The organism is Bacillus sp. AFS029533 (assembly GCF_002585125.1).
In the GTDB taxonomy this organism is placed as follows: Bacteria; Bacillota; Bacilli; order Bacillales; family Bacillaceae_G; genus Gottfriedia; species Gottfriedia luciferensis_B.
This window is the reverse complement of sequence record NZ_NUQC01000013.1, coordinates 73,303-85,199: the sequence shown is the minus strand read 5'-3', so window position 1 is coordinate 85,199 and position 11,897 is coordinate 73,303. Positions and strand designations below refer to the sequence as shown.

The following is an 11,897-nucleotide window of genomic DNA, read 5'->3' as shown; positions in this document are numbered from 1 at the left end:
CCACCTCAGTTCAATTTTTTTCTGGCTGATGGTATTTTTCCATTCTTGTTGAATGCTCAATTTCAATTTCTTCAAGTTCATCAATTTCTTCTGATACTTCGACTTCTATCTTTTTACTAAAATAAACAATTGAAATAATAAATGCTAATAGACTAAAAGGTAAAACAATTATTTTAAATCCGAACCAAGTAAATGAATGTAAAATATGAAAATAGCTACCTAGTAACAAGCAATAAATAAGTAATAACAGATCGATAACAATTACACCGCAAAATGATTTCACTATTTTTATTAAAAAAGGATTCAATTAGATCACACTCCATTATTAATCTATGATTTAAATGTGAAATAATGAATTATTCTGTGTAATTAGTAACTGTTACTTGAAAAAAACAACATTTTCTAGTGGGAATTTCAGGGGAAATAAATAATTTACTTTAAACTTTTTTCTCAAAAATATTTAATATATTGACTAATCTATTAAATGTCTAATCAGAAACTATTAAAAGTGAATATAGTGAGAGTATTGATAGAAAGGAGTGTTTTACAATGGCAGCAGAATTTGAAGATTTCAAAGCTTTAAAAGAAGAAATTCAAGAGGTGCTTGCAGCAGCTAATCCAGATGGTTCAATCAATTTTAATTTTTTCAACATTGAAATTAAAGAGAATCGCATCCAGGTCGAACAAAGAGCTGAAGGCGGAGGACAAATTAATCGAAATGTTGGAATGAACGCAAATCAAGGCGGACAAAATGCTAGAGACAATAGCCAAACAGCAAATGATCGTTCACAATTTGCAGATGGAAATGGTAGAAGCGGTATTGCTGGAAGAGATAACGATGAATTAGGCGGACAGCAAGGAATTAAAATCAGAGACAGCAAAATCAAAAGAAGCAGAATCAGAACAGATTCCGAACACAACGAAGGCGCTGGAACTGAAGAAGCAAACGCTGCACAATTCCAATTGCCAAGATTAAATAGACTTAGTCAAACTGAATAAGTGACTTCCCCACTTATAGACTAATATTTTAAAAGTGTGGACAAGCTATACTAAGATTTAAATAGAAGATGCCTCATCATGATTGAGAATGTTGATATTGAACTCTATAATTTTTTGTTCACTCAATTTCATTTGACTTCTATTACAAGATTGACGACAAATGAGTAGATCGAATAAAAAACCCACGAGGAAAATTCCCTAGTGGGTTTACTTCGTTTTTTATAGGCTTTTTAGTCTTAAAACTCTGGTAAATTACTCAAATTATTCTCTGTTATACCATCCGGTTCACTTCTAATGATGTCACGACCATACTTATGGATTAAATCTACATGTGCTAAATTTCCACTTTTTGCTTCCTGCAGAGCTTGAAGATAATCTAGTTCACGATTAAAACTTGTTCTAAAACCAATTAAATCACCATCTTCATTTTTACGAACAGCAACAATATGTTCCTTGTCCTGATTTACTGATTCATCTTCCATCAATTGTTCGTCATCACTTTGATTTTTATACATTTCATATGCTTCTTCAAATCGATCTTGAGTCACTTTTACATCCTCCTTTTATCATTAGTTTTGCCACTTGATAAAGGATGTAAAACTAATTAGTCAAAGATGAAGGATAAAGTGAAATCCCCCTGATTTTCCAGTCTGTACATCTTAATTAAATTCTCTAATTTTAATAGAAGAATTGCATGCTTAGTTGGTTAGAAGCTATTTCGTTTTTTAATTTTTAATCCAAGTTAACATACGTAGGATTAGAAAAGGTTCAAACCAAGTAATCAATAAAAATATGATAAAAAACGACGATACTGCAAAAAACTTTGTGTTGCCTCTTTCTCTTTTGGAAATTGCTATAAAGCTACAGATCGCTCCGAATAATAACAATATAAAACCAATTAAAGCAATAAGTTCGTTGAAGCCTGGAACAACATAAATTATTCCAAACAATACCAATCCAATGATTAATAATATTAGTGAAATTGAACTGAAATTTTTCATTGTTTCACCTCTTCTAATAATTATTATTTTTTATGTTTGCTATTTAATATATTAACATATATTTCCATTTTTCGGTTTCTTTGTTCAGCTAAACTGTGATTATGTTTTTAAAAAAAAGAGCCACACTGGGCTACTCATGATTTTCAACGATAGCATGTTCTCTTCAATTAAATGACTTAACTAATCCATACACAACTAATGAATAAAAGTATTGAACCATATATGTAAAACTTCCTTTAGTTTTTAAAGGACGGTAATATAGAATTAGTAGATTTTAAAAATATAAGTAAAATCGTTACAAATAGAACAAACAAGGTAGTTATATAAGAACCAAGTTATTTTATGATTTCCAGCCTTCCAAATTAGAGAAAGTTTCATAATCGCAACCTGGTATATATTCAAACTCTTTCTTCATTCGCATTTCATATGCAACAGAAGCTAAGGACAGTAACATTTCAAAGGAATAATCTTTTGGCATATTGATCGGATTATTCAATGTATGGTCATAAAACTCTTTTCCTTTAGATATTACTAAGCATCTTTTGTACAAAAATAAATCTGGTGAAAAATACGATGTATCATCTTCACTGTATGAATTTTCGCCTATGTTTTTAGCGTGTTCTTTCGTATCTAGTAAATATAATTTATATGAAAGTGTTTCTTCGAATTGTTTTATATCTTTTACACTCATTTTAGTAAGCACTTCTACGGCTGGTTGAATGATTTCTTCACCATCAATTGAACTTTCTACATCCAGAAGTGAAATGATTGACCAAAATGTTTCTTCGTTCATCATTTTTTTAGGTTTTTGAGGTTTATTTAGAAATTCTTCTCTTTCTATCTTTTGACTTTCTAGAACTTCTCTTTCAAAATTTTCTCTGTCATGTAACCAGCGCCATTCATAATATACTGGATTAGCAATACTTGGATGCCACTTTCCTCCGTATGATGAACTGACTAATCTTTTTTCATAATCCGAAATAGGAGAATTCCCTATATAAATCATATCTTTGTACATCTTTCCATCTTTCCAAAGTAAAGCTTCTTCATTTTCATATAGAAATCTATTTGATCTCAAAATCTCATTTATTTCTTTGTTTTCTATGGTTGGTAAATTAATGTCAATGTACTTTGAAACAAAAATTAAATATGACTTTTCTATTCTATTTATAACTTTAATCGTTCCATATCTTCCATCTGGTAATTTACATGCATAGATATCTCCAAGTTCAATACCTTTTTTACTCATATTGTTTAGATCCTCCGTCTATTACCGTTTGTTCCTTTTAAAGCCATAATAAAATCCCCCTATAGTAGACTACCTATCCATTTTAACGGATAGGTTTTTTCGCGTGTCTACTATAAGGGGATAATATCATAATTAACAGTCTTTTTCAGTACGCAACTATCAACATTTAAGTTTAAGAGAGCCTAAAATTTCACGGTTGATTTCGTAATATAGCCGGTATACTTATTTGAATACTTTACATAAACATAATCATGTTTCAAGCCATACCCGGAGCTAATAACGTATATCTTCTTACCTTTTGGAATTGATTTTACTACCTTCCCTTTACCATCCGAAAGTGTTCTAAGAGTAGCCGCTGATTTCAAATAATAGTATTTATTAACCACTGTAGCTTTCGGTGTTATCGTAATTGTTACTTCTGGTGAGTAATGAGCATACACTGATAGTTTATCTACGTCAGACGTAGAGAATACAAAATTATAGGATTGTCCAACTACTAGATTCCCTTTATAACTATAAGTGTTTGTTCCTTTATTTAAACCAATTTCTTTTTTATTAGGTAAGATAATTCTTGTAAAACTGTAATCATGATCTACTGGTGGCGTAAATGAAACTGTAACGATCCCATTCGTTTCTTTAATTTTCACATTCGTTACAGGACCTGGTGGTAATGGATTATCCCAAATTAATGTTTTTCCTTTTGAGATGTTTCCATTATAATCTACAGTTTGAAGAATAAACTTTTGTTCCTTAAATACCGTGTCAGGTTTGTATTCATAAAAACCACCGTAATTAGGCCTTCCTGGAATGTAAATCTTTTTCCCATTAGGCAATGTTAGATAAGTTCCAACGTAATCTGCATCTGATGGGGAATCCCAAGAGAAATCCATATACTTATCGCTAGAGTCTGTTCTTGTGGCCATATTGTACATGAGATTTTTTTGTACATATTGGATCCTACCATTTTTAATTTCACCTGGAGGTCTGTTCTCATTCGTTGTTTTAACCGTTTTTTGTGAACAATCTATATATGGGACTACATTTCCTAATTTATCTTTTGGACATAATTTTAACAAATAAGTAGTATTTGCTTCTAAATTATTTGCGGTATAAACACCGCCATTTAATGCACCAGTACCCAAGTTTGTTAACAATTCTCCATTCATATAAATGTCTACAGACTCTAAATCTGGTGTGTATGTTGGGTTTCGCCATGCAAAACGAATAAAATGATTATCAATGACTGGATAATCATCAAAAATAACATTTGGTGGTGGCGTTGTATCTTTTTCAATCGTAATTGTTACAGATTTTTTATCATCAAACCCATTTGCCCAAATCGTATAAGTATATGTAATATCATCTTGCACTGAATTTGAATCTTTATATTCCCCACTACCCCAAACGTCATTATCTAAAATTTCACCGTTACGTTCAATTGTGTAACTATCACTTGCATTCCAATCCCATGTAAGTGTAACAATATGGTCTTTATGTGTAGCATTTAGGTTCGTTACGCTCCCCTTTTCACCAGTTCCCGTATCCATTGCTAATACATGTGAAGTAGTAATTAAAAATGACAAGGTGATTAGCGTGATAATGATCCTTTTTAAATCTTTCATTTCTTCCCCTCCCAAAATAAGTATACCACCTCATGTTATATGGGAATATATGTAAAATTACATTTTTGAATAGAATTGCCCTAATCCGAAAGTATGAAATCTAATGTTAAATTAAAAAAGATAATCTATCATTTAAATACATAAGGATTAAAAGTTACAAAAAAATATTAGGTTAATTATCCTTTTCTGCTGCAACTTTCCTGCCATTATGTTGAATAATAATTCTGCATAAACCATATTCAATTATCCATCTAAAAATAAAATAAAGGATGATCGATTAATGATCATCCTCCATTTGTTATCCTACTAATGCATACTTAATAATTACTTATTAGCTAGTAATGTTAATTGAACTATCAATCAATAAAACGAACTAAAAAACACCCTTTAGAGTTTTACCAAATTACCAAATAAAAGTAATTTAATCTCGACTAATGACTTAATACTATCTATTCTATGATTATGTTCTATTTCGTCATAAGACCATGAATCTCTTATAATATGAATTGCTTTCATCCCTGCATCTAAAGCAGGGACAATGTCACTTCTAAGAGAGTTACCGATCATAACTGGATTACTTAATTTTTCATTTAACTCAAGATAGGTACTTTTATCTTTTTTACTTGTTATAAATACGTTATCAAAATGATGTACTAAACCAGTATCCATTACTCGCTTTGATTGTACGTCCTTTTCACCTAAAGTCAATATAGTCATACTTGCTACATCTTTGCGATTTGATAATTCTTCTATTATAAATGTATCATTTTGCAGTGGAATATTTACTTTAAATATCGTTTTTGCTAATGATTGTAATTGATCATTGACAATACTTGAGATCTCTATATTAAAACGAGTTGCCAATAAATCTAAAGTTGATTCCCATGCATAAGGATATCGCGCTTTACTGAAACCCAATTCTTTTATTAGTTCTAGATCAATTTTATTAAAAACTTCTTTAATGTCATTTATTATTACTTTTTCATCTAGCGCTTGATGTACTAGATTCGAACACAAATCTACATTATGCCGAAATGCGGCTTGGGTTTGAATTAATGTATCGTCTAAATCAAAAACTAAATCATATTTCATAATTAATTTATCTCACTTTCCAACTGAAGCATATAGTTATAAATTTTCCAAAACGCCTATTGATTCGGCTTTACTAATTATATATGCTAATTTGCTAAGTGTCCCTAATTTCTTCTTAAAATAATATAAAAGTAAACGTAAAGTTTGTTTTGCCAATTTACTGTAAAAATTTATTTACATTCTTTTAGCTACTATTCTTTTAGCAAAAAAGAGGAAGATCCATAGATCATCCTCTTTTTTGTACCCCTATTAATGAAGTTTCAGTTACTTAAGATATCATTATCTATAAAAAAAATAATTTATTTATAAAATAAACAATGATTAACAAAGTAAAATACCTTAAAATTTCTTTAGTTTTCCATTTATCAACAAAATAAACAATGATAAAAACATAGAGAACAGACAGAATTAACATAATGAAATCGGACAAATGAAAAAAGTATTGTAAACATGAAAACACAATGACAATTAAAAATACATGAAGACCCTCGAGATCTTTTTTACATTCTTCTTTGACTTCATTACTCATAGCTTTTCACCTCATTGTAAGAGACCGGTATACTAAAAAATCAGTCATTCATACCATGCATCTCCAGTGAATTCATTCCACTCAACTTTAAAACTTTTCGCTTTAAGTTTAATGCTACAAAAATTATGTGTTTTCCAGTCAGTACCAAAAATTTCATAAATGAAATCTTTTTCAACAAGTCGCTGCTTAACCTCTAATAATTCCATTCCATCTAAATCGATCAGTTGAACTTCTTTTTCCTGTTCATCATCTAAATAGATAATTGCTTTACTTATTTTTACATTGTAAAAAGTCAGTTTACATTTATCTGTTGATTTTGCTACTTTATAAGGATTTAGAGGATGATCATTAGAGATGTAAATAAACTCAAAATATATAGTAACAATATTATTTTCTATTTTTATTTCTTCAACGATACAATCGTGAAAGTCTAAGTAATCAAAGTAATCGTTTGTTGTTTGATATTTCCATGAGTTCATGATTAATCCACCTTATCTTCTCCGCTATTTGCTTTAGCTGAATAAGAACATTGTAATATAGTATATTTTACGGCTCTATAGATTAAATTTATTTTCTTATTCAACTAAATACCAAGTTAATTGAATAAAGTTTTGTAACAATTTTACCAATATTTGGGTTATAATTTAAAATATTAAGGTTTGGAGGTATAAATGAGAAAGATTATATTCACAACAATACTAATTATGTTATTTTGTTCTTTGAGTGCTTGTACTAAAATCCAAAAATCAAACAATACTATTTCTGAAGTTAAGTTGACAAAAAGAGAAAACGCAATACTTTCAACAACCTCGGATAAATCTTTTGTTTATGACTTCAATGTTGCAAGTAATTACAAGGAATTATCTGTTTGGATTGAAAAATATGAATTTGGTAAATTAGTTGGAGATAAGATCAATCATATTACTTCTGGGATTAAAGAGGACGGCACAATTATTTTTACTACTTCTAAAACACCAACTAATCAAAATCAATCTTTGTTTAATATAAGTATTAATAGTGATGGTTCAACAAGTGCAAGTAATCAGGTGGAAACGATTTTTAAAGATGGATTAGAAGGTGTTACGAGTATTTCAGGAAGTAACCAAACAGAAAACAACCCTATTCAACATAATATAGTTTTAGCTAGCATTTGTTATAAAAAAGATGGAAGTCGTATGGATTCGCTTACTGATGATTTTTATAGAGATGTTAATAAACATATCGATGAAATAAGAGACTATGATGTTGTCTACTTACTTAGAGCTGATTTTATTAAATAGGCAAAGTGTTACAATAAGCAAAGAAAAGACGGGCTAAAATTAGCTGTTCTTGTTACTACGTTTTCGAACTAACAGATTTAGAATTACATAAGCGTTTAAAGGTTGTCTTATTAGACAACCTTTTTTTAAATTCAAAAAACAACATTTTAATTTAACAGAGCCTATTTTAAAATTAGTCCCAATGATTAAATAAGACTTCACCTATTCTTTCAGGTTTCCAGTATGCTATTTGATTTAATTCTGCTTTATTCAATTCATTCTCACTTTTTAATAAGAGTGGTTCATTTAGTACCTTTGTACTCAGTACTATATAAAATGGGCTAAACTCTTCTTTTAGATGAGGAACTTCTATAAAATTAATTTCTCCAAAATTAACAGCTGAAGCAAAGGCTAAAAATGGATAATGAGCATTCAAAAGTATGGAAAAATGTTTATTGGAAATTTTCACTTCCATTGAATAAAAATTTGAAGCTATCTGTGGTTCTTGAAAGTTCAAAATAGTTCCTTTATTTTGGTTTATAATACTGAAACACAATCTTTTAAATTGTTTACCATCAGTTTTAGGAGGTTCATTTTGTTTTTCATAGAATCCAGTAATACCATTAAGAAGTATCATTATTACCCCCTTATTTAATTACATATAGCCAAATATAAATGTTGCTTTTAAACAAGGTCATTCTTCATCCAAATGATAAGTCACCTGCACAACTCCTGAAGAAAACGTTCTTGTATTCACCATGATTAAATTCTTTCTCTGTTTAATGTCAACAAACAAAGGCTTTCCTTCACCCAATATTACGGGATGAATTGATAATCTAAATTCATCTACTAGACCTAAATTTATAAATGATGTAATAAGGCTTGATCCTCCATACAACCAGATTTCTTTGCCGGGATTTCCCTTCAATTTTTTTACTTCTTCAATTATATTTTCATTTATAAATGTTGCATTATTTTCATCTTTTGTTTGAGTTCTGGAAAACACATATTTTTTCTTACTATGTACTAAATCCCACATTTCTTTATCAGATTCAGCGTCATCTATATTGGGAATATAATTCCCCCACAAATCATAGCTTTTTCGACCATATAAAATCGTATCAATTTGATTTAAGAAATTTGTGAATTCCATTTCGGGATCCATTATGCACCAATCAACTTCTCCGTTTTTCCCTTCTATAAAACCATCTAAAGTAACAGCTAGATCTAAAATTATTTTTCTCTGTTTTATGTTATTTGACAAAATTGTTCCTCCTTCTTTCGTTCTTGTAGCTCACACTTATAACGAAATCGAATATTTGTTCTTATTTTAATTATAACAAGCTGGCTTGGTGCTATCAAATATGTATTTAATGGTTTAAAAGAACTAAAAACATCGTGATTTTACTATTTTAGAACGTGAATTCTAGGTTTATTTGCACTTTGATTAATTTTATTTGTATTCTTGAAATTTTTATTTGCAGCTATCACAATTTTAATTGTAGTTTTGTTATTTTTAATTGTACTTTTTCCTATTTTAATTGCAATTTCTTTATTTTTATTTGCACCTCACCATTATTTGCAGCTCGAGGGCTCTTATTTGCACTGTTACAAATTTTATTTGCAGTCACTTATCCCTTATTTGTAGTCTCACATCTTTTATTTGCACTTCGACCTTTATTTGCAGCCCGAGGGCTCTTATTTGCACTGTTACAAATTTTATTTGCAGTCACTTATCCCTTCTTATTTGTAGTCTCACATCTCTTATTTGCACTGTTACAAATTTTATTTACAGTCACTTATCCCTTATTTGCAGTCACCCATCTTTTATTTACACTTCGAGGTATATTTGCAGCCCTACCTTTATTCACACCCCTCCCCATAAAAAGCAAAAAAACTCGCAAACAACTAAGTTTACGAGTTTTACATTTTACTTATTTAATAGCTTAACCTTCTCAACAAGAAAGTTTAAGATAACATGTGCTGCGATTCTGCTTGTCATGTCACGGAAGTCAATTGTTGGGTCAAGTTCAACAATATCCATTCCACAAACTTTTGGGTGTGATGCTAGATAACAGATGCCATCTAATAGCGTTTGACTGTCCATTCCTCCAGGCCCAATCGCTGGGCAACCAGGAGCAAATGCTTGGTCTAGTACATCCATATCAAGGCTAATGTAAATTGCATCTACTTTGTCTACTAAATGGTTGATACTCTCTTTAATAATTTTTGAGATTCCTAATTCACGAACATCGCGCATTGAATAGATTGTTACTCCGTTATTAACACCGAATTCAGTGTATGGAGCACTATTTGAAAAATTTCTAATTCCAATTTGAACTAAGTGTTCACCTTTTAGAATGCCTTCATCAATTAAGCTACGGAAAGGTGTACCGTTTGAACGTCCACCATCTTCAGTGTTTCTTAGGTCATGATGAGCATCAAATTGGATTACGCCTACTGTTCCTCGTTCTTGTGCAAAAGCTGAAATGCTTGGAAAACTAATTCCGTGATCCCCACCTAAAATGATTGGCATCGTTTCTTTATATTGACCTAGCAATTCAGAGATTGTCGATCTAATACGATTTCTAGACTCTTCAAAATCAGTCACATGCATCGTAATATCGCCAAAATCAGTAACTTTGTAATCTTTTAAATCAATTTGGTCTTCAATATGATAAGTACTGTAGCTACTTAACATTTTTCGAATTGAAGCAGGTGCAAAGCTTGCGCCTGAATGACTAATTGATGTTTTAGATAATGGTACACCAATTATTGAGAAATTTGATGCTTCTGTTCCATTCCATGCAGAGATGATTTCGTTGGCTTTTGTGACTTTTGAATCAATGAAAATGGCATCTCCTGCTTTTTTAAGATGTGATAGCGACATCGTGTTCACCCCTACTTACTACTAATTTACCATTCTTAAATACTGATTCTACATGATTTACACCAAAATGGTAAGGTACATAAGTATAGTTTGGTACATTCCAAATAACGACATCTGCCCTACGACCAATTTTAAGTTTACCAGCTTGGTCCCCACGATTAATCGCGTATGATGAGTTAATCGTAACGGCATTCCAAATTTCTTCAGGCGTCATTTTTAATTTAAGCATTGCGATTGTCATGATTAATTGTAAATTTTCAGTTGGGCAGCTTCCTGGATTGAAATCAGTTGCTAATGAAACTGCTACGTTATGTTCAATCATCGCTCTTGCAGGTGCAAATTCAGGTTTATTTAAATAGAAAGTAGTTCCCGGTAAAATGACACCGATTGTATTGCTCTTACCAAGCATTTCAACGCCTTGTTCAGAAGCTCCACATAGATGATCAGCAGAAATAGCACCAATTTCAGCTGCCATTTCAGTGCCACCTAGAGGATCTATTTCATCGGCATGAATTTTAACATTAAAGCCTTGTTCTTTTGCTTTTAATAAAAATTCTCTTGATTGTTCAACTGAAAATACACCTGTTTCAGCGAATACATCTACAAATTCAGCAAGTTCTTCTTCTTTAATAACATCTAATAAAGAAAGCATTTTTTCTAAGAAAGCTTCTTCATTTCCTTTATACTCCTTTGGTACTGCATGCGCACCTAAGAAAGTTGAAACTAAATCAATATCATGCTCCGCTTGTAATTCCTTAGCAACTCGGAGTTGTTTTAATTCAGTTTCTTCATCAAGTCCATAACCACTTTTTGCTTCAACTGTTGTTACACCAAATGAAAGCATTCTGTTTAAGTGATGAATCGTTTTCTTTTTCAAATCGTCATGAGATGCTAATTTAGTTTGACTTACAGTAGAATGGATTCCGCCACCCATTTCTAATATTTCTAAATATGAAGCACCTTGTAATTTCAAACTAACTTCATGCTCACGTGATCCTCCAAAGACCACGTGAGTATGAGGGTCAACTAATCCTGGCGTGACTAGTTTTCCCTGGCAATCAATTACTTCTTTTGCATCAATTTTTTGTTCGTTCATTTGTCCGATATAAATAATTTGCCCATCTTTCCATGCGATTTCCGCATTTTCTAGAACAGGTAGATTACTCATGTCTTTTCCATGAATTGGACCATCACCATGATCCATAGTTAATAATTGACCAATATTTGTTAATAGAATATCTGCTTTCAATTCAAAC

General features: G+C 30.9%; 13 protein-coding genes. 2 read left to right on the top strand and 11 right to left on the bottom strand.

All coding sequences use genetic code 11. From position 1 onward, the window contains the following. Nucleotides 1–10: 10 nt before the first annotated feature. On the bottom strand, nt 11–307 hold the full coding sequence (locus tag COE53_RS06785) for a hypothetical protein (RefSeq protein WP_069032547.1): 297 nt from the start codon (nt 305–307) through the stop codon (nt 11–13). 242 nt (nt 308–549) lie between these two features. Between COE53_RS06785 and COE53_RS24275 the strand changes: the two genes are divergently transcribed. Next, on the top strand, nt 550–999 hold the full coding sequence (locus COE53_RS24275) for a hypothetical protein (protein ID WP_254664542.1): 450 nt from the start codon (nt 550–552) through the stop codon (nt 997–999). A gap of 236 nt (nt 1,000–1,235) precedes the next feature. Here the strand turns inward: COE53_RS24275 and COE53_RS06775 are convergent, their stop codons facing one another. From COE53_RS06775 to COE53_RS06745, 6 genes are all read right to left on the bottom strand, one after another. Beyond that, a complete protein-coding gene (locus COE53_RS06775) occupies nt 1,236–1,514 on the bottom strand; it encodes a DUF3892 domain-containing protein (RefSeq protein ID WP_175403451.1) in 279 nt (92 codons plus the stop codon). 210 nt (nt 1,515–1,724) lie between these two features. After that, the gene (locus COE53_RS06770) at nt 1,725–2,000 is read right to left on the bottom strand and encodes a hypothetical protein (RefSeq protein ID WP_069032545.1); all 276 of its coding nucleotides are present in this window, start codon (nt 1,998–2,000) and stop codon (nt 1,725–1,727) included. A gap of 340 nt (nt 2,001–2,340) precedes the next feature. Further along, nucleotides 2,341–3,249, bottom strand: a complete 909-nt coding sequence (locus COE53_RS06765) for a DUF4240 domain-containing protein (RefSeq protein WP_084006759.1) — start codon at nt 3,247–3,249, stop codon at nt 2,341–2,343. A 182-nt stretch (nt 3,250–3,431) separates the two neighbouring features. After that, entirely contained in the window at nt 3,432–4,871 is a 1,440-nt protein-coding gene (locus COE53_RS06760) for a hypothetical protein (protein WP_139116336.1), read from the bottom strand. Nucleotides 4,872–5,258: 387 nt separating this feature from the next. Further along, complete coding sequence (locus tag COE53_RS06755; RefSeq protein WP_069032543.1) at nt 5,259–5,963, bottom strand: HAD family hydrolase; 705 nt, start codon at nt 5,961–5,963, stop codon at nt 5,259–5,261. Between the two features lie 573 nt (nt 5,964–6,536). Further along, nucleotides 6,537–6,971: a hypothetical protein gene (locus tag COE53_RS06745; protein ID WP_069032541.1), complete on the bottom strand. Its 435-nt coding sequence runs from the start codon at nt 6,969–6,971 to the stop codon at nt 6,537–6,539. A gap of 192 nt (nt 6,972–7,163) precedes the next feature. Here COE53_RS06745 and COE53_RS06740 point away from each other — a divergent pair, with 192 nt between their 5' ends. After that, a complete protein-coding gene (locus COE53_RS06740; RefSeq protein ID WP_069032540.1) occupies nt 7,164–7,772 on the top strand; it encodes a hypothetical protein in 609 nt (202 codons plus the stop codon). Nucleotides 7,773–7,944: 172 nt separating this feature from the next. Here the strand turns inward: COE53_RS06740 and COE53_RS06735 are convergent, their stop codons facing one another. From COE53_RS06735 to hutI, 4 genes are all read right to left on the bottom strand, one after another. Beyond that, entirely contained in the window at nt 7,945–8,388 is a 444-nt protein-coding gene (locus tag COE53_RS06735) for a hypothetical protein (protein WP_069032539.1), read from the bottom strand. A 57-nt stretch (nt 8,389–8,445) separates the two neighbouring features. Further along, entirely contained in the window at nt 8,446–9,015 is a 570-nt protein-coding gene (locus tag COE53_RS06730; protein ID WP_098947588.1) for a dihydrofolate reductase family protein, read from the bottom strand. Nucleotides 9,016–9,681: 666 nt separating this feature from the next. Further along, nucleotides 9,682–10,641 carry a formimidoylglutamase gene (gene hutG, locus COE53_RS06725; RefSeq protein ID WP_069032537.1) on the bottom strand — a complete coding sequence of 320 codons (960 nt, stop codon included), beginning with the start codon at nt 10,639–10,641 and terminating at the stop codon, nt 9,682–9,684. Further along, nucleotides 10,622–11,845, bottom strand: a complete 1,224-nt coding sequence (hutI, locus tag COE53_RS06720; RefSeq protein ID WP_069032635.1) for an imidazolonepropionase — start codon at nt 11,843–11,845, stop codon at nt 10,622–10,624. Before hutI ends, hutG begins: the two co-directional genes overlap by 20 nt. Between the last annotated feature and the right edge of the window lie 52 nt (nt 11,846–11,897).

Coding starts and splice junctions, on each gene's coding strand:
- COE53_RS06765 (WP_084006759.1), bottom strand. CDS start 3,249: ATGAGTAAAAAAGGTATTGAACTTGGAGATATCTATGCATGTAAATTA.
- COE53_RS06745 (WP_069032541.1), bottom strand. CDS start 6,971: ATGAACTCATGGAAATATCAAACAACAAACGATTACTTTGATTACTTA.
- COE53_RS06755 (WP_069032543.1), bottom strand. CDS start 5,963: ATGAAATATGATTTAGTTTTTGATTTAGACGATACATTAATTCAAACC.
- COE53_RS06775 (WP_175403451.1), bottom strand. CDS start 1,514: ATGTATAAAAATCAAAGTGATGACGAACAATTGATGGAAGATGAATCA.
- COE53_RS06760 (WP_139116336.1), bottom strand. CDS start 4,871: ATGAAAGATTTAAAAAGGATCATTATCACGCTAATCACCTTGTCATTT.
- hutG (WP_069032537.1), bottom strand. CDS start 10,641: ATGTCGCTATCACATCTTAAAAAAGCAGGAGATGCCATTTTCATTGAT.
- COE53_RS06740 (WP_069032540.1), top strand. CDS start 7,164: ATGAGAAAGATTATATTCACAACAATACTAATTATGTTATTTTGTTCT.
- hutI (WP_069032635.1), bottom strand. CDS start 11,845: ATGGATCATGGTGATGGTCCAATTCATGGAAAAGACATGAGTAATCTA.
- COE53_RS06770 (WP_069032545.1), bottom strand. CDS start 2,000: ATGAAAAATTTCAGTTCAATTTCACTAATATTATTAATCATTGGATTG.
- COE53_RS24275 (WP_254664542.1), top strand. CDS start 550: ATGGCAGCAGAATTTGAAGATTTCAAAGCTTTAAAAGAAGAAATTCAA.
- COE53_RS06735 (WP_069032539.1), bottom strand. CDS start 8,388: ATGATACTTCTTAATGGTATTACTGGATTCTATGAAAAACAAAATGAA.